Source organism: Natronohydrobacter thiooxidans, assembly GCF_001884735.1.
Classification (GTDB): domain Bacteria; phylum Pseudomonadota; class Alphaproteobacteria; order Rhodobacterales; family Rhodobacteraceae; genus Roseinatronobacter; species Roseinatronobacter thiooxidans_A.
The window spans coordinates 1-18331 of the sequence record NZ_MJAP01000017.1 but is presented as its reverse complement, the minus strand read 5'-3'; the positions used below and the strand labels follow the sequence as shown (position 1 = coordinate 18331).

Genomic DNA, 18331 nt, shown 5'->3' with positions numbered 1-18331 from the left:
CTTGAGCAGCTCATGGCATTTACCGTCAATCCGGATCACGACCGCCAGATGCAGGTCTGGGATGTAATTTCATCCTCGTGGAACAAGGAGCCGTTTCAGATCCGGCGGATGCTGACGGAAACCTCTGTCCGCGCCTCGGATCGTCGCGCGGTATTTGTCGGCGCTGAGGCTTATGAAGCCGCAGGCGGCAACATCCTGCGCGATCTGTTTCAGGGCGATGATGGTGGCTGGCTTGAGGATGTCGCGTTGCTCGATCGGCTTGTTGCTGATCGGCTGCAGGCTGAGGCCGAAGCGATCGCTACTGAGGGTTGGAAATGGATCGAGGTCGCCCTTGATCTGCCTTATGGCTATAGTCAAGGGTTGCGGCGGCTGTCCGGTGATCCTGCGCCAATGAGTGATGAAGAGACCTCGGCGCATGCTGCGCTTCTGGCTGAATATCGCGCGCTTGAGGATGAATATGCCGGGCAGGATGAAATACCCGAAGAGGTTGATGCGCGTCTTGGCGAATTGGAGTTGGCCATGGAAGCGATCGAGGCACGACCGCTGCTCTTCGATCCGGATGAAATGACGCGGGCAGGGGCCTTTGTGACCCTTGATCGCTCGGGGCAGTTGTCAGTTTACCGCGGTTATGTCCGACCCGAGGATGAGCCGCGCGCAGAGACTGCAGCGAACACTGGCACTGAGGCCGATGCTGCGCAGATGGGGCAGGGGGGTGATGCCGGAGTTTCCGTCTCGGATGTCCACGGTGGTCATGCCGATGCCTCTGTCGGGACCATCATCACCTCTGGCGGGCAGCCGCTCGGGGCTGGTCTGCCGGAGGACGAGGATGAAGGCGCTTTGAAGCCTCTGCCCGAGCGCCTCGTTCAGGAACTGACCGCGCATCGCACCCTGGCCCTGCGCGAGGCGCTTGGTCGGTCTCCCGATGTCGCACTCACGCTGCTCTTGATGAAACTGGTGGCTGACACGTTCCACGTCGCTGGGGCTGCACCCGGTGGCTGTCTCGAGGCCTCTGTCCGGCAGGTCTATCTGCCTGCGCAAGCACCTGATCTGAAGGACAGTGCCGTGGCGCTTGCAGTCGATGATAGGCATGCGGCATGGGAAGCTGATCTGCCGCTGGACGATGAGGCTGCGCTCTGGGACTATCTCACTGCGCTGGACCAGGCCAGCCGTCTGTCCCTGCTGGCCCATTGCCTCAGCTTCGGCGTCAATGCGCTCCATGAGAAGGTCAATCCTTACGGTGCGGGCATCTCGGCCAGCGGGCTGACCCGGCGCATGGCGCAGGCGGATCGTCTGGCCGAGGCTGTCGATCTCGACATGGTCGCGGCGGGTTGGGAGCCGACAGTCGACACTTATCTCAACCGCGTGCCCAAGGCGCGTATTCTGGAAGCCGTGCGCGAGGCCAAAGGCGAGGGGACGGCCCAGCTTCTGGATCATCTCAAGAAGGGCGAGATGGCCAGCGAGGCCGAGCGGCTGCTCAAGGGCTCCGGCTGGTTGCCCGAGGTCCTGCGCCGCGCTGATCTGGTGGCGTTTGAGGGCGCAGACGGCGCGGAAGGGCAGGGGGCCGAAAACGGCTCCGAGGACCTAGAAAGTATCAGCGATGCTGACCTTCCAGCTTTCCTGACCGAGGATCTGCCGGATGCGCCTGCTGCCATGATGGCTGCGGAATAGACAAAGCCAGCCGAGGGCGGGGAAACCCGCTCTCATTTCCCCTATATCGTAACAATATCAACAGGATGCGGTGCAAAGCTCGCATTCAGGATGAGGAAACATGTCTGTAACAACCATCATCGACACTGCCCCCTTGGGGCGCTGATCCGCTATACGGATGGCAGTCCCAAGCCACCGGCACGTTTCACCAAGAAGTTGGCGGCCTGGGAACGCTCCAACGGCGTCGGTCGTCTTGTGAAAAAGGAGCCGCCGCGCGTCTATCCGACATGGACTGCGCCTGCGAGTTTCACACTGCATGAGGGGAATTTCGCCTCAGACGGGGTGATCCTCGTGACCATCATGCGCAGCCATTCGGCTGAGAGCCAGCTTTCCTTCGAGGTGATTGAGGAACCAAAGCCGGGGCAGGTGCGCGTGCTTCTCGACTTTGGCGGCAACACGGAGCTTTTGCATCTCGCCGAGTCCCTCACTGCCGCCGAGCTGTGGATCGCCAAGGAAGGCTACCGCAATGCGCGCCTCGAAATCGTCGGTGCTGCGGACAGCGATGGGGCAGGGGGCGTGGATCGCGCCGCCTGAGGCTTTCAAAACTCCGAGGGGTCCGCAGACTGCGGGCCTCTCCCACAAGTTGACCTGTCGCAAATGATCCCGCGGGATGCGCGCGCCAGGGTCCATCCCCAAGGAAGACATCCGCAACCATATCCGGTCAGCAAAGCTGGCAAAGGCGCACACATCTTCGGGACAAACGGCTCCTGCCGTCAAGGCACCATCCCCCGCTCGCCATGCCCTTCCTTGGCCCAAATCCTGGCATCAAAATCAACCCGCAAGGGGTCGGACTACGGGCAAGCCCGTGCCGCCGGGCGGATTCGGCCACGTTTCACTTTCTTGGCCGAACGCACCCGGTGATGTCAGCCAGTCTTTAGCCCTTCGGGGTCCTGTCGCGCGGGGGATGGTCCCTCGCCTCCAAAGACAGGAGCTCAACAGATGTCCCGCAAAGATGCATACGCCTTCGCCACCTCGCTCGCCGCCACGCTGATGGTCTCGATCGTCGTCTTCCAGGCAGGGGATGGCACCTATGGCGCAGTCCCCGCCGATGACATCGACGGCGACGAAGTCGCTCTCGTAGCCGAGATCGACCCGTGGGAGTAACCCCCACGGGTTCTGCGAAAGCCCCGGGCTGGCGTGAACCACGCCCCCGGGCCTATCGCTGTCGCGCCACCAAGGCGCGGCCGAAAAGGGCAGGCCAATACTTTGGCCAGCGATCCAGGCGGCGATAACTTCGCGGCGCGCCGGCTGGGATACGCGTCAAAAGCAGCCGGTCGGTTTGATCGCAGGCGACACACCGCTGCGGCTCGGGGCAGGACATGCCCATCGGTCCTCGGGGGCAGGGGCGACGACGTGCCCGGCCCATTGCGGTCGGTCGACCTGCTGTGCCGACATCGTAAAGCGGTCGCTCAGGAATGGTGCGGCATACAACAGAAGGCAACATCATTGCGGACCGTCTGAAAAAGCTCCGTATATGTCGTGTCATCGACTGGCAGGGCGGCAACCTGATCGTCGTAGCGCGATGCGCAAACGGGATTACCCAAGAATAACCTGTGAGCCGCCTCCCAAGCAAACCGCAGGTGTGGAAGAAAAGGTCTCACTGAAACTTGACCAGCAAGGCAAGCGCAAGTCCAAGCAGGACGGCAAACGTCAGCGCAGCACCGCCCATGCCCGCAAGGGAAATGGCAAGTCCCAGCACCAAAGGCACGATGATGCCGCCCAGATTGGTGAAAAGCATCGTGTATCCCATCGCGCCCCCGAGCAGATAGTCGGGCGCGATCCGGGCCGTCAGCGCCACATGCAGTCCGACAGCAGAGCAGGCCGTGAAGCCCAGAAGGAAACAGGCAAGGACCGCGGGAAGCGGATGGGCGATCACCGCGCTCGCCCCCAACGCCGCCACACCCGCAAGCCCCATCAGGCAAAGCCACCACAAGGCATGCGCGGCATTGCCACGCAAATGCCGGTCCGTCAGCGCGCCCCAGGCGACCCGCCCGGCAAATGTCCCCAGATGCAGCGCTGCAAGGCTGAGCCCCAGCAGGGCTGCCCCTGCCTCATAGGTTCGTTGTAGCAGATCGGGGATATGCGCCCAGAGCGCGAACTGAACACCATTGGTCAGACCAGCCACCAGATTGGCGCGGCCAAGGCCCGGAAGAGCCAGAATCTCGATCAATCTATTCTGACCTGACTCCGTTCGCGGGGGATGGCGGAGGGCGCCTCGCGGAAGAAGCAGCAAAAACAGCAGACCTGCCAGAAGCGCGATCACAGCGGCGCACAGTATGCCTGCCTGCCACCCCCAGACCTGGCCAAGCAATGCGGTCAGGCTGCCAAGGGCAGCACCTGCGGGTACACCCGTTTGCTTCAGGCTCAGAAGTGTGGTGCGCCATTTCGGGCTAAACCACAGAGTGATTGCAAGCCCCGCTGCCGGGTTGATCAGCCCATAGCCCGCACCGCACAGGGCCATCCCAGCGCCGAGCTGCACCACGCCTTGCGATGTGGCCGACACCACCAGTCCTGATGCGATGATCAGGGCGGCAAGGCTCAGGGCAGTGCGCGTGCCAAGCCGATCTGTGACCAGTCCGGCGGGAAGCGACGCGGCTGCAAGGGCTGCCGAATAGACACTGGCCAAGCCACCCAGTTGCAATGGCGTCAGCCCCAACGCGGTCACCAGTTGAGGTCCAGCAGTCAGGACCGACAGAACTGACATCGCGCCAAGGGCATGTGCAATAAAGATCAGGCTGAACTGGACCTTCACGCGGATCGGGTTGATCATGTCACACGAGGGCGGCTTGTCGCAGCGTGCTGTCGGCATTCGGCGGGGTCACACCAAGCGCCACGCGCAATGTGGCAATCGCGGCCGTGGTTCCGTCGATCACCGGAACCGGGACCTGCGGCTGAAGCCGCGCGGCCAGTCCTGCCAGCGGTCCGCCACCCAGAACGATGCTGTCGACCCGATCCTCGCGTGCCGAGATCTTGCACAGTTCCAGCAATTGCGCCTCAAGCTGGACCTGTATCTCGCCGGGGTCATCCCAGCTTGCGCCATGTACCATATGCATGGCGACCAGACGGTCGCCATGCCCATAGCCCAGAGCAGTCTTGCGCAAGGCATCGGCCATTGTGGGCGCGAAGGACACGATCGACATGCGCGGCCCCAGCACCGAGGCCATGGCATAGGCCGATTGCGCAATCCCAACCACGGGCGTGCTGGTCTGCGCGCGCACAGCGTCCAGCCCTGTGTCCCCAAACGAGGCGAGGATGACGCCATCGACCGGGTGCTTCCATGCGGCAAGGGTTTGCGTCACGGCCTGCTCGGCCTTGCGTGCATCCTCAGGCGTGACGATCAGATCGGGTGCACCTCTGGCGTAGATCGTCGTGATCTCCTCGCCGGGTTGGCGGGCGGCTTGGGCCGCCGCATCGATCCGCGCTGTGACCGTGGCCGAGGAATTGGGATTGATGATCAGAAGTCTCATTGTCTCACCCCAATATGATGGATGGCAGCCAGAGTGAAATGGCCGGGAAGATATTGACCAGCGTCAGGGCGACCAGCATCGCCCCGATGAAGATCATCAGCGGCGGGATGATCTTGCCGATGGAAATCTTGGCAATCGAGCAGGTGATCAGCACGACCGAGGCCACAGGCGGTGTCTGCTGACCAATGCCGAGATTGATCGTGATGATCAGCCCGAAATGAACCCTGTCGATCCCGAGTTGGTCAGCCAGCGGCAGGAAGATCGGTACCAGCATCAGGATCGCGGGCGTGCCATGCACGATGGTTCCCGCCAGCAGGAAGAACACATTGATCGCCAGCAGCACGATCCAGTAATTGTCAGAGATCCCAAGGATCGCATTCGCGATGTCCTGCGGGATGCGCTGATTGGTCAGATACCAGCCCAGAAGCGTCGAGGTCGCGACAATGAACATGAGCATCGCTGAACGCTTGCCTGCAATGCGCAGCGTGTCAATGAAGCTCTCCCAGCTCAAGGTGCGATAGACGAGCGCGGCCATCACGATCGACCAAAGTGCCGCGACGGCTCCGGCCTCGGTGGCCGTGAAGATGCCGCCTAGGATGCCCACAAGGATCAGGATCGGCAGCGTCAGCGGCAAGGCCGCATCCTTGCCGGTGTCGATCACACGGGCGAAGCTGAAAGCGCCCTCGGTCGGGAAGCCCTTGACCACGGCCACGATGTAAGCGGTCATGAGCAGCAAGAAGCAGACCAGAAAGCCCGGAATGATGCCGGCGGCGAAGAGTTCCGCAATCGAGGCATTGGCGACATAGGCATAGAGGATCAGGTTCAGCGAGGGCGGTACGATGATCGCCATTGTCGCCGAGGTCGAGGTCACCGCTGCTGCGAAAGCCGCCGAATAGCCGCGTTTCTTCATCTGCGGGATCATGACTGAACCGATGGCGGCCGCATCCGAGGTCGCAGTTCCTGATATCTCTGAGAAGAACAGCGACGTCAGGATGTTCACATGCGCCAGACCGCCACGGATATGGCCAACGAGCGAGGAGGCGAATGCCAGAAGCTTCTCGGCAATCTTGCCCTGATTCATCACTTCGCCCGCGATCATGAACAGAAGCGCCGCGACCAGCAGGTAGTTATTGGCCCCGCCAAATGGGATGAGCCCGATGATCATGGGCACGACCGCCGGATCAAGGAAGATCATCACTGTCGCCGTGATGCCCAACACATAGGCAATCGGGACGCCCATCATCAAAAGCCCGATGAGCAGGATCAGAATGATATATCCGGGAGCGAGAAACATCAGCCATCTCCTTCGGGCAGGAGTTCGCCGGGATTGATCCGGCCCATGATCAGCGCGATCAGGCGTACCGTGCAGATCAGCACGATCAGCCCGCCGCCGATCGGCATGGCGCCCCGGAACAGGATTACGGGCAGATCGACCGAAATCAGTGTGCGGCCCGTGAAGCTGAGTGCCGCCTTCCCACCATACCAGAAGAGGGCTGCGCCAAAGCCCGCCATCAGGATCTGGCTGATGCACAGGATGATACGCTGGACGCCCAGATTCAGGATCCGCAGGAAGGAATCGAAGCCAAGATGCTCATTGGTGCGTGTGAGATAGGCCGCACCTATGAATGTGAGCATGGCAAGGATATGCGCGGGCAATTCCTCGCCCCAGGACACGGAGGCATTGAGCACGAAACGGGCAAAGACTGCGTAATTCAGCAAGATCAGCAGGATGCCGGCCACGGTGATGGTAAAGACATCCAGCGCGCGGCACATCCAGCGATCAAGCCAGACCACGCCCTTTCCAAGAGTGTTCATGACGCTCTCCTACAGGATCGAGTGGCAAGAGGGAGCCCGCGCACTGTTGCGCGCGGGCTGCAAGCTGGATCAGTCAAGCCCGAGCACTTCGCGCGTGATAGCGATCATGTCCGCGCCAATGGCATCGACAAAGAGCGGATCATCATAGAGCGGCAGTGCCGCGGCCTGAAAGGCGGCGAAATCGACCTCGTTGATGGCGATCTTGTCGGCAAGGTCTGCCAACACGCGGGCATCGGTCTCCTCGCCCCAGGCAAAGGTCCAGGGCGCGGTCTCGGCGGCAACACGCAGCACAGTCTCGCGCACTTCGGGGGTCTGGGAATTCAGCCAGGGCTCGCCGAACAGCATGAAGGTGGGCAGATAGACATGATTGGACAGCGACAGGTAGCTCTGGACTTCATACAAGCGGGCGCTCTCGGCGATCTGGGCGGGATTTTCCTGCCCGTCGATCACGCCCTGATCAAGGCCCGAATAAACTTCGCCAAATGACAACGGAGTGGCATTCGCGCCCAAGGTGTTGAACATCGCGACACGCTGGCGCGAGGTGGGAGTGCGGATTTTCAACCCGCGCATGTCATCAGGCGTTACAATAGGACGCACGGAATTGGTGATGACGCGAAAACCGTTATCCCACAGCGCAGAAAGCACAATTCCACGCCCTGCAAAGCCGTCCGCAAGCATGTCAAAGGCGGGAGAGGCCGCGAATTCCTGCACCTTGTCACGGTCCTCGAACAGATAGGGCAGATCGAAGACAGCCGTGCGCGGGTTCACCTGCACGACGGCGGAAGCTGAAAGCGAAGCGTGATGCGTGCCAAAGCCGAGCCCCTGCAACACATCTTCTTCTGACCCAAGCGTATTGCCCATGAAGATCTGCACATCCATGCCGGGCAGTTCGCTTTCGACCCGTTCCTTGAATTCCAGCAAGAAGGCATGTGCAAAGCTGCCATCGGGCAGGGATGAGTTGATCTGCAGCACCTGCGCTGGCGCGATGGTGGGCAGGAAGAGCGCGACAGATGTGGCCAATGCGGAGAGACGGAGATTGAAGGACATCTTGATACCTCTGGAGTTGGTGTGTCGGACAGCCGGATATGGGCAATTCAACGGTATTATTTTTTCATCACATGATGGCATGAAAATTTTTTTTCGCCACGTTTTTTTTTGGATCCAGCGCCGAAACGAGGTATTTATTTGTGCAGGAAGGCAGTTTTTGCTCAGAGATCAGGCGGTCTGAAAGCCCGGAACCTAGAGTTCATCGAGCGAATCATGCAGGGCTTCGATCGCGAGAAGGCGCTTGCGCCCGGACTGCCCCGAGCGCTCGAGGACGCGGGTGGCAAGGATGTGGCACAGGGTCAGAACGGCGGCATGGTTGAACAACGGGCCGGGTGCCGTCGTCTGCACGCGTAGCCGCCATTGCGGCATCAGTTCCGCCTCGAATTGCGACAGATCGGCCCCCGCTTGGGGTGCCACGTCACTGATCAATGCTGTGCGCGCCGGGGTTTGACGCAGCTCACGACAGAGCGCTGGCAATTGACGTACAGTACGTCGCAGCGCGAATAAGATGACCACATCCCCCGCCGAGATGCTGCCAAGGCTCTCGGCGAATGTCTGCCCGGCGATCGGCAGGACCGTCACATTCTGCACGATCTGCCCGACCTGCGCCCCCAGATAGAAGGCAAAGGCCTGCGCGGTGCGAAACCCGATGATCCAGACCCGTCCGGCCTGCAGCAGCGCATCGGCCAGATCATCGATTTCGGCCAGAGAGATGGCGGCGAAACTGCTTTCAACGTTCTGGCGGCCTTGAGCGATCTGCGCCATCAGCGCAGCTTCGGGCCCTTTTTCGTCGGCGGAGACCCGAAAAACAGCGGCGCCAGTCTGCTGGGTCGCGCGCGCCGCCTGCCTTGCCTGATCGAAATTCTCATACCCAAGCCGACGCACGAACCGTGTGACGGTTGCATTCGACACATTGGCAAGCTGCGCAAGCTCCGTGGCCGAATAGCTGGCAATTTCGCCAGGGAAGGACAGAATCGTGTCGGCCAGCCGCCGTTCGCTCGGGTGCAAAGAAGGCAATGAGTCCCTTATGCGGGCGATATAGGAACCGGACATGGAACGTGTCATTCCGTCTTGTTACCTGAGTTCTGGAATGATTGACCAGTGAATTGATGCAAGCACAATCGGTTCAAGATGCGCCTGTATTGGCAATCGAGACGAAGCCGTCATAGACCGCTCTACCTTGCAGCCGTCCGCAGATAGCTCGGCATGTCGATGGTCCCGCCATTGCGCACGACTTTTTGCAGACTCCGCTCTCTGCCGACTGCAGCTACTCAGGGGCGGGCGCGGAGGCGCTGGCCACTTCAGCCATTTTCTGCGAGTGCATTGCCGCGCCGCCGTCAGTCGCCATTCGGCCCGGTGCAAAGGCAACGACAGGATCGACGTGGTCGGCCCATAGCCGCCAGTCGATTCTTTGTGGGCTGCAGCCGGAAGCTGCCGTTCGTGTCCGAGGTGGTTTCAACAGGGTGAATCGGGTGTCTCTTACCCGGCGTCCGGGCCGTCCAGCAGGCCGCAGATTCTCACGTCTACCCGGTAGTTGGTGATGGTGGTGGACCGTCGCGGCAGAGCTTCATCCATCTGTTCGTCCGAGCGGCTTTGGGTCAGCCTGTCGAAGTGGTGCAAATTCCCCGGTACCATGAATGTTTACGGCGCTCGAGAGCACTGACGCGGCACAGGGGTGCAGATACGTCATTCTACCAGCCGGCTCGAACTAAGCAATCCCTCGCGCTCCAGCATTGGATATGTGACCGCGACAAAGAGCGAATTGATTTCCTTGAGGTCGCGTATCGTATCTACATGCATAGTGCTGGTTTCGCGTGCCTGAACGTCGCCGGCACGGAGTCGGCTCAAGTGGTTTGCTTCACTCTGCTGTTCGAGACACCGCAAATGCTGCTTGCTACGAACAAGAAGTCGCGCCATCTCAATATCACCGGAAAACAGGGCGGCGTATGCTCTGCGCGCATTGATCATCACTTCGGCATGAATAGCTGTGATTTCAGCCCAGCCTTCATCAGAAAAATGAACTCCCCTGCCGGATTTCTTTTCGGCCTTTGTAAGAAGGTTACGCGTGATAATGTCGGAAATCTGTTCAAGTTTTATTGTGGCGCTCAATATTTCGTCCGCCCTGGCCGTTTCCGATATATCCATGACATCAGAAGGAATACGAGCGACATATAATTTGATCTCCGTATGAAGTGCGTCGACTTCATCATCAAGTTCGCGAAGTGCAGTCAACACCTCCGGCTTCGGTGTGTTGTATAGGTCGGGCAGGTGCCCGAGCATGGATTCGATCAGCCCGCATATCACTGTCATTTCGCGCTGCGCATTCGCCAAAGCAACCGATGGCATGCCAAGATCAGTTTCATTCAATGAACTAGGGCGTTTTTCCAGCGATGCGTTGGCGGATGCCGCGCTTTGGCGCAGAACCAGCTGCAGACCACGCGCCAGCGCCGTCGCCAGAACCATCCCTGCCAAGAGCAAGGCACCGTTCAGCGCCACATGTATGATGACAAATGTTGCGCCATCTGCCTCCGGACCGATCAGGAAAGCCAGTTCATCTGGATCAGGCTGTAGCGTCAGAAGAACGATCAGACCCAGAACCGCGCCGCCACCGCGCAGCACGAGATTAGCCAATGGTACCTGTCTGGCGAGGACATCCTGGCCGCGCATCAGATACCAGGGGATGATCGCCGCGCCCGCATTCACTCCCAGAACCAAGGGCAGAATCAGGGCTGAGGGCATCAAGCCTTGCTGCGCCATCGCAGCCAGCACCAGAACAGCTGCAATTGATGAATGCAGCAGAAGTGTAAATAGGGCAGCCAACAGAAACGCAGAGAGCCAGTCATCAGCCAGAAACCCGAGCGCCGCAGGCAGCAGAGCACTGTCACGCAGTGGAGCCGCTGCATTGCCGATCAACCGCAATGACAAAAGGATCAAGCCGACACCGAGCAGGATCTTGGCAATCTCTTTGCCGCGCGCCGTACCTTGGCCGCCAGTCGCGCGCCGATACAAGATGAGGCCGACCAAAAGCAGAACCGGCATCAACAGCGACAGGTCAAGGCGCAACACCAATGCTACAACTGCCGATCCGAGATCCGCACCGAGCAGTGCCGTTATCCCACGCACGACTGACACAAAGCCCGCTCCGACGAACCCCGTTACGATTACTGCAACTGCCGTTGCGCTTTGCAGCGCCATTGCAAGTCCAGCCCCTGCGGCGGCGGCGCCGAACGGGGATCCCAGAGCTTTTCGCAAGACGTCCTTGAGGACGTGGCCAAAAGCCCGCTGCACGCCGTTCTGAACTAGGCGGGTTGCCCAGAGCAGAAGTGCAACGGCACCTGCCATTTCGATGAGAATCAACGAGGCGGACATGATTGCAGTTCCTTCGGCATTCGATCATGAGCCGGGTTGACCGAGCCTCTTGGGGCATGTTGCAGAAAAGCGGTTCCCGGTTTGAGTTCCTCGAACATGCGACGTCAAAAAGGAGCGAGGGCGCAGCGAGAATCCGATGAGCGCAACACCCTCTAGTCGGACAGCGTCGCCTCTTCTTGTGGAGCGAACAGCCCGAGATTGAACCCTTCGAGCCGCACATTGTCTGACGACGCATCGGCGAAATTCAGAATGGTGCCGGTCCCGGGCGTAACGGGCACAAGCTTTTCCTGATCAAGCCCCAGGAACGCAGACAGTGCTGCACGCACAACCCCGCTATGCACTATTGCCAGCAAATCGCCGTTGGTTCGACGCAACCAGTCGCGCAGTCCTTCGGCGACTCTCTCGCGAAAGCTCTCAAGGGTTTCTCCATTTTTCGGGTAGTAGTGACCGGCGCGCCACGCCCAGTATTGTTCCGGCTGCGTCGCAATTAATTCAGGCTTCGTTCGACCAGTCCAATCGCCCATGTTCAACTCGCGTAGCCGAGCATCGGCAGGCGCGTCTTCGAACCCCATGATGCGTGCGGTTTCGCGACAGCGACCAAGATCGGAAGAGACTACTCCCTTAGGTTCCAGCGCTCGCGCGAAATGAATGAAGGATTCAGCCTGTTGAACACCACGCGGCGAAAGCGGTGCGTCGGCATGCCCCTGGAGCCGCTGTTCTATATTCCAAAGCGTCTCACCATGACGGACAAGTATCAGTCTCATTTCGAAATCCTGTCCCCGTTTTCGTCAAATACTGCATCCGGCGCTCGCAAGAAGCTGATCTCTATTGTTTCGCCCGCAACAGCTCGAAAGAACCCATCCACCATGGCAGTAATTCGCAGATCACCGACCATACATGTAATCATGGTTTGCCCTGCAATAGGAGACGACTCTGCATATGTGGCCTGCATCACCGGAACACCATCTTGTCGGCCGACAGTTATATCCTGCGCACGATACAGAAGTTGCGCCTTGCCATGCCCTTCCGCCATTAATGCGGGAGCAAGTGCTGTGCCGTCATGGCAGAGCTGATCGCCAACAGCTTGCACCGGAATGACATTTCCCGCCGGAGTTCCCAGAAAGGTTGCGACAAAGGTGGTTTGCGGTTTCATCAGGAGTTCGTCAGGTGAACCGAACTGCTCTACCCGGCCGCCGCGCAGCACAGCAACATGTGTGGCCATAGTCATGGCCTCAACCTGATCATGGGTAACATATACCGAAGTTGCCTTGGTCGCGCGGTGGATACGCATCAATTCGCTGCGCATATCGACACGGAGCTTCGCGTCAAGATTTGACAGCGGTTCATCGAGCAGCAGAATCTTCGGCTGCGGCCCAATTGTGCGCGCGATTGCGACACGCTGCTGCTGCCCTCCCGACATTTCGGCCGGATAGCGGGAACGCAGTGCTGAAATATCGAGAAACTCCAACACCTCTTCGATACGGCGGGCCCGGTCCTTGCGGCTCCAGCCCGCGACCTTGAGCGGCCAATCAATGTTACCCTCCACTGTCTTGTGGGGCCAAAGGGCATAGCTCTGGAACACCATCCCTGCGTCTCGGGAGGCGGCGCTATGTATCACCCCCGCTTTGCCATTGGATACAACCTTGCCCCCAAAGGCGATCTCTCCGTCACTTGGCGGCTCAAGCCCGGCCAGCATCCGAAGCAGGGTGGATTTTCCGCAGCCAGACGGCCCCACCAATACCAGGAAGGCACCAGCCGGAACCGAGATATTGACGTCCGACACGGCAGATACATCGTCGAACCGCTTATGCAGATTCCGAATCGCAATGGCCGGTTCGGTCGACGCTGTCATGCGCTCGACGGAATTCAGGTTTTTTTCCATTTTTGCACCTTGTTCTGCAAGAGGTGGGCGAGGAATGAGGCCAGCAAGCACAGCACCAAGATCAAAAGCGTGACTGCATTTGCGAATTGCATGAAGCCTTGGCTTGCATATTGAAACGCGATCATGCTCAGCAGCGGGGTCGATGCGCTGAACAGCAGCACGACCAGTGACAGGTCTCGGACAATCTTGACGAAGACCAACAATCCGCCTGCCATGATTCCTCGGATCGCAAGCGGAACGATGATCTCCATCATCCGACGCATTGGGCCTGCACCTGTTAGCCGCGCGCTTTCCTCAAGATCGGCGGATAACTGACTTAGCACCCCTCTGCCTGATTGCACGGCATAGGGCATCAGGTTTGCCGTTGCCGCCATCACGATCAGGATAAACGTGCCGTATAGTGCGGGAATTGGCCCCAATGACGTGCCATACATCGCAATATAAGCCGCTGCCATCGCGATCGAGGGGATGAACAGCGGAACGAATGACAGCTGGCTGAGAAGCCGCGTGTAGGGTGAGGCTTTATACCGGACAATCGTGTATGCGATCATGAGACCTACAACCATCGCGCAGGCCGCCACTGTCAGCCCAAGCCGGATCGTCGTGAATATCCCGTCGATCAGATGCGGGTTGCGAAAGATGCCCGCCTGGCCTTCTGCGATCTGGGTGCCGCCTTGTCCGATCCAGTAGTGCAGCGTCCAGTTTGAAAACAACACACCTGGACGGGGCGCCATGCTGGATGCGAAGAGCACGACAATTGGAACGATCGTGGTGATGACACCAATGGCCGTCGCAAAGACGAACAACGGCCAGCGCCAGCGGCCCAAAGCGAAGCGCTTTGTCCGCGTACCTTTGCCGGTGACCGTGACAAAAGCTCGCCGCCCCGAAACAAAGCGATCACTGAAATACAACAACGCGGCTGCCGCGATCATCAGTAGAAGCGCTAGGACATAGCCGCGCTCGATATTCCCTGTCTGGACCATCCCGTATATCCGCGTTGACAGGGTTTGCATTCGCACAGGCGCACCCAGCAGCGCGGGTGCCGCGAAGTTCGATACGGCCCCTGCAAAGGCCAGCATTCCGCCCGAAATCAACGCAGGGGTGACGATGGGCAAGACAATCCCGAACAGGATCCGCCCACGCTTCGCCCCGGCCATCTCGGCCGATTCCACCAGATCCCCACTGACCGAACTCAGCGATGCCGCGATTAGCGTGTAAGCCAGTGAATAGAACTGTGCGATCAGCACAATCAGCGTCGGAACAAGACCCCAGGCCAGCCAATCGGGAATCGGAATCCCGTTGGAAGCCAGATACCCCGCTTGTCCACCGATCCTTTCGTTGCGGAACAATGTTGCCCATGCCAGAGCCGATGCAAAGCTGGGTGTCATGAAGGGGAGGATCGACATAACAGCCAGAAACCTCCGCATTGGCACATCGGTCAACACGATCAGCCATGCCAGAAAGCCGCCCAACAGGACCGAGCCAATGGTTACCCCAATACCAAGAATTACCGTGTTGCCAAGTGGTCGCCACCACAGGTTTCGCGACAGCGGGCTATTGGTGACAGCCTGCCATGCGGCCTGACCATCGGGTGTGAGAGTGGCAAGCAGGATCATCGTCAGCGGCGCAACCACAAGCAGCGCAGTGAATGCGAGCATGATTAATGGGACAAAATCACGCGACTGGACGGCACGCGCCAGCCATGGCGCGCGAGCAGCAAGCATATTCATGGGGAATCCTCCGGTTCAAGTCGGGGCCCGGAAAGCCGGGCCCCGACAGGATGGGTCACTGGAGCACGATCACCAGATCGAGGATACGCTGGCGCGCTTGACCCGTGCGCTCAGGGTCAATGAGCCACAGATTGAGGTCGTCAAAAGGGATCGCATCCGGATGATCCACAATCGTGCGGCGGGCGGCGTAATCCCCCTGAACCGCAAAGGGCTCAAACCCCGTGCCGCCGGTAGGGCTGTCATCGCCCATCAGATAGTCGATCATCAGGCGCGCAGCAGCAGGGTTCGGGGCGTTCTTGCCGAGCGCAAGCACGGTTGGAAACAGAATCCCGGCCGCCGGAACAGTATCGTTCGAGATCTGCAGTGCCATTCCGTCACGTTCATTGTTGCGTGAGGCCGAATATGTCATGAACCCGACTGGCTTGGCCCCCTCTGAAATGAGGCCGATGGCGGATCGAAGGGTTTGGGTGTCATTAATCATGACGACGTCATTGTTGAACAAGTCGCGGATGAATTGCTCTCCTGCGCCTTCAAGGTCACGGTCAACTTCAATCGCTTCGCCAAACAGTGCCTCATAGGCCTCTGCCATGGCATCCGCGTTAAGCGCGATTTCCACAAGCAGGTCCAATGTCTCACCCCGCTGAGTCGGATCATCGATCAGAACACGGCCACGCCATTCCGGCGTCGTCAGTTGCCACAGATTTTCAATCGGAGAGCCATCCGGGTGAGCGGCTTCATTGTACATAAGAGCTCTGGTGGAGAGCCGGTGTGTCAGAAGATTCTCACGCAGTGCTTCGGGCACATCTGCCTTCACCCGTGCGGGAATAAAGGCCTCCACCATGCCTTCGGGCAACAGATCACGATACACGACCGGTGTTTCGGACATGTAGAGAACGTCAACAGCATATATGCCGGCTCGCTGCTCAGCCTGCAATCGCGCAATCTGGCGCGTGGAATTCAGGTGGACAGCCTCGACCTCGATACCAGGATACTTCTCTTCGAAGCTGGTCTTGATCTGCGCAATCCGACTTGAAAGCGACAGGATCGTGACCTTGCCCTCCTCCAGGGCATGGGGCAGCAACTCCTCCGCCGTCATGGTGTCGAAATCCTGTGCCTGCGCCGGCGCGGTAAACAGAGCCGCCGCCCCTAGCAAGACACTTGACAGTGCCATCTTGAGATGGTGTTTCATCGGTTTCCTCCTCCTTTGTGATGCTCGAATTCAGCGAACAACTCGGAGAGCCGCTCTAACGAGCCGATAGTCGCAGCTTCATGACGCGCCGCAAGTGTGAGTAGAATTGTGGTGACGATAGCTAAGGGCACTGTCGGAGTCTGAAACTCGCTTTGCGACCGCCCCCGCGGCGCAGCCAGAATTATCTCTGCACTCGGGGTCATCGACAGACCGGCAAGGTCGGAAATCAGAATTGACGATGCCCCGGTTTTGCGAACATGCGCCATCATCGGGGAATAGGCTGCAGGCTGTCGCCGAAATGCCAGCGACACAACGACATCCTCGGAGTTCATGCCGACCAGCCTTTCGGCGATATCGCGGCTGCGGCCACTCAGCGCAATTGTAGTCATGCCGAAACGATTGAGGCGCCGTATCAGAAAATGTGCGACCGCTTGCGCGTGCCCCTGTGCAAAAATGAAAACCTTTCGCGCGGCGAATATAGCATCGGCGGCATCGTTGATACTTGCCTGTGACACGGCATCAAGCAAGCCTTGTAGCGCAGCAATCTCAGAACCGACCAGATCGGCGAGATAGTTTCCCTCGGTAACCGACACGACTGATCGGCGCATGCGTTGGGCGGCATCATGCGCCTTGAGCATATCCTGCTGAAGCGCGCGGCGCAGTTCCGGGTAGCCCTTGTAGCCAAGCTTCTGCGCCAAGCGCGTTGGAGCCGCGCCGTGCACATCAAGCTGTTCAGCCAACTGTGGCCCCGACAGCAAGGCCAGCTCGTCTCTGCGCTCAAGTAACGAATTTATCAAGCGCTGCTCTGCTTCGCTGAGCTTTTCGCCGACTGCTCCAACGCGGGAAAGGATGTCAGGCATCATTGTAGTTTTCCTTTCTAAATTTACATTAGTAGAAATTTTCCTTACTGTCAACGTTCGAACGGCTCTCCTCTTCCGGAGGTAATCCTCGCCATCAGTGGCAATGATTGAGCTTTCATCAGGATGACATGAAAACTGCCAATTTCCGCTGTCCATCTAATCCATGGCGACAGTCCGCTTTAACCAAATGCTGCATATGCCATGCCGCAAGGTCACAGTCGGCAAACCGCCCTCTACGTCGGTCCTAGGCTGAACACACTTCGCGAGACCTGCCGCCGTTGAGCAAGTCAAACGTGGCGCGCTACAGACCATGCGAGCGGCCGCTTCGGTGAAATGTGGCAATGCGCCTGGTTGCCACGGCTTTCAGCCGATGGCCATGTCCTCTGCGGTTTTGCCCGCTTCCAACGCCTCCACGAACCACTGCGGTTTGCGCCCCCGGCCGGACCAGGTGAGTGCCGGGCTCTCAGGGTGGCGGTATTTCGGCGCGACGGGTGCGCGTTTGGGTTTGGCATCACTGTCGACCAGTTCGGCGAGCGAATGGCCCAACTCTTTGGCGAATGCTTCCACCTTGGCGCGGGCCTCTGCCTTCTGCCGGTCCTCATAGGTGGTGATCGCCTTGGCGATGTCCTTGTGCAAATTGCGCAGCTCCGTGAGCGACAGCGCCTCGAGATCGAAATCAGCCATGCGGTGCTTTCCGTGTCCTGAATGATCCTGCAAGGTAGCCTGTATCGGCATGGCCCCGCAACTCCCGGCGGGCGATGGCAGGGGGGCGTAATCAGTGATCTGCTGGCTCTGCCGCCAAGGTCGTGCCGGGCTTGGGTTCTGACAGGCCATGTTGGCAAGATGACAGGGTCTGGCATTGGCTTCCCCGTGTCGCTCTGGCTTCTCGCCCATCCCTTCGACTGACAATCCCCTAATCCCGTTCGGGCTCTCACGCGCAACCCCGCGTCAGCCCGGGCCGTGTTGGCCGCCAGTGGCGTCCTGCCCGCGCCACCCCGGTCCTCTGGGGGTTTCCGGTGTCCATGCTGTCCACCGTGCACGCGTCGCCCGACGGGCTTGTTCCGGGTCTTGTCGAAGGGACGGTCCCGAAGACAGGACACAGAAGGAAGCTAGACATGCAGAACATCGTCATCCTCGCCGGCAACATCGGTCAGACCCCCGAAGTCCGCACCACGCGAGACGCGGGCACGAACATCACCAACTTCAGCCTCGCCACCTCCCGCCCCCGCCTCTCGGAAGGTCGCGTCCTGCGCGACGAGAACGGC

The 18331-nt window shown here is 59.5% G+C and carries 16 protein-coding genes and 1 pseudogene; 4 read left to right on the top strand and 13 right to left on the bottom strand.

The features are described 5' to 3' along the window. From BG457_RS11020 to BG457_RS20285, 3 genes and pseudogenes are all read left to right on the top strand, one after another. Positions 1-1668, top strand: a 1668-nt coding sequence (locus BG457_RS11020; RefSeq protein WP_071797211.1) for a DNA-binding protein, incomplete at its 5' end; no start/stop codon positions are given. Positions 1669-1768: 100 nt separating this feature from the next. Further along, positions 1769-2241: pseudogene (locus tag BG457_RS11015) on the top strand (hypothetical protein). 405 nt (positions 2242-2646) lie between these two features. Continuing rightward, positions 2647-2811, top strand: coding sequence for a hypothetical protein (locus BG457_RS20285; protein WP_175546782.1), 165 nt, complete (start codon positions 2647-2649; stop codon positions 2809-2811). Between the two features lie 493 nt (positions 2812-3304). Here BG457_RS20285 and BG457_RS11010 read toward each other — a convergent pair whose 3' ends face one another. The 13 genes from BG457_RS11010 to BG457_RS10950 form a co-directional block, all read right to left on the bottom strand. Further along, entirely contained in the window at positions 3305-4516 is a 1212-nt protein-coding gene (locus BG457_RS11010) for an MFS transporter (protein ID WP_084657597.1), read from the bottom strand. Continuing rightward, a complete protein-coding gene (locus BG457_RS11005) occupies positions 4479-5174 on the bottom strand; it encodes an aspartate/glutamate racemase family protein (RefSeq protein ID WP_071797207.1) in 696 nt (231 codons plus the stop codon). The genes BG457_RS11010 and BG457_RS11005 overlap by 38 nt, the downstream gene beginning before the upstream one ends. Positions 5175-5178: 4 nt before the next feature. After that, a complete protein-coding gene (locus BG457_RS11000; protein WP_071797206.1) occupies positions 5179-6468 on the bottom strand; it encodes a TRAP transporter large permease in 1290 nt (429 codons plus the stop codon). Continuing rightward, positions 6468-6989, bottom strand: coding sequence for a TRAP transporter small permease (locus BG457_RS10995; protein WP_071797205.1), 522 nt, complete (start codon positions 6987-6989; stop codon positions 6468-6470). Before BG457_RS10995 ends, BG457_RS11000 begins: the two co-directional genes overlap by 1 nt. A gap of 69 nt (positions 6990-7058) precedes the next feature. After that, positions 7059-8036: a TRAP transporter substrate-binding protein gene (locus BG457_RS10990; RefSeq protein WP_071797204.1), complete on the bottom strand. Its 978-nt coding sequence runs from the start codon at positions 8034-8036 to the stop codon at positions 7059-7061. A gap of 192 nt (positions 8037-8228) precedes the next feature. Next, entirely contained in the window at positions 8229-9089 is an 861-nt protein-coding gene (locus tag BG457_RS10985; RefSeq protein WP_139257691.1) for a MurR/RpiR family transcriptional regulator, read from the bottom strand. Between the two features lie 633 nt (positions 9090-9722). Next, positions 9723-11405, bottom strand: a complete 1683-nt coding sequence (locus tag BG457_RS10980; protein ID WP_071797202.1) for a Na/Pi cotransporter family protein — start codon at positions 11403-11405, stop codon at positions 9723-9725. A gap of 152 nt (positions 11406-11557) precedes the next feature. Next, entirely contained in the window at positions 11558-12169 is a 612-nt protein-coding gene (locus BG457_RS10975) for a histidine phosphatase family protein (protein ID WP_071797201.1), read from the bottom strand. After that, positions 12166-13287, bottom strand: a complete 1122-nt coding sequence (locus tag BG457_RS10970) for an ABC transporter ATP-binding protein (protein WP_217649516.1) — start codon at positions 13285-13287, stop codon at positions 12166-12168. Before BG457_RS10970 ends, BG457_RS10975 begins: the two co-directional genes overlap by 4 nt. Continuing rightward, positions 13272-15017 (bottom strand): ABC transporter permease, encoded by a 1746-nt coding sequence (locus BG457_RS10965; protein WP_217649515.1) that lies wholly within the window; start codon positions 15015-15017, stop codon positions 13272-13274. The genes BG457_RS10970 and BG457_RS10965 overlap by 16 nt, the downstream gene beginning before the upstream one ends. A gap of 55 nt (positions 15018-15072) precedes the next feature. After that, positions 15073-16206 (bottom strand): ABC transporter substrate-binding protein, encoded by a 1134-nt coding sequence (locus BG457_RS10960; RefSeq protein ID WP_071797200.1) that lies wholly within the window; start codon positions 16204-16206, stop codon positions 15073-15075. Continuing rightward, complete coding sequence (locus BG457_RS10955; protein WP_071797199.1) at positions 16203-17069, bottom strand: MurR/RpiR family transcriptional regulator; 867 nt, start codon at positions 17067-17069, stop codon at positions 16203-16205. The genes BG457_RS10960 and BG457_RS10955 overlap by 4 nt, the downstream gene beginning before the upstream one ends. A gap of 360 nt (positions 17070-17429) precedes the next feature. Then, on the bottom strand, positions 17430-17750 hold the full coding sequence (locus tag BG457_RS10950) for an H-NS histone family protein (protein ID WP_071797198.1): 321 nt from the start codon (positions 17748-17750) through the stop codon (positions 17430-17432). A 431-nt stretch (positions 17751-18181) separates the two neighbouring features. Here BG457_RS10950 and BG457_RS10945 point away from each other — a divergent pair. Beyond that, the coding region (locus BG457_RS10945; RefSeq protein WP_139257689.1) for a single-stranded DNA-binding protein at positions 18182-18331 on the top strand (150 nt) is incomplete at its 3' end.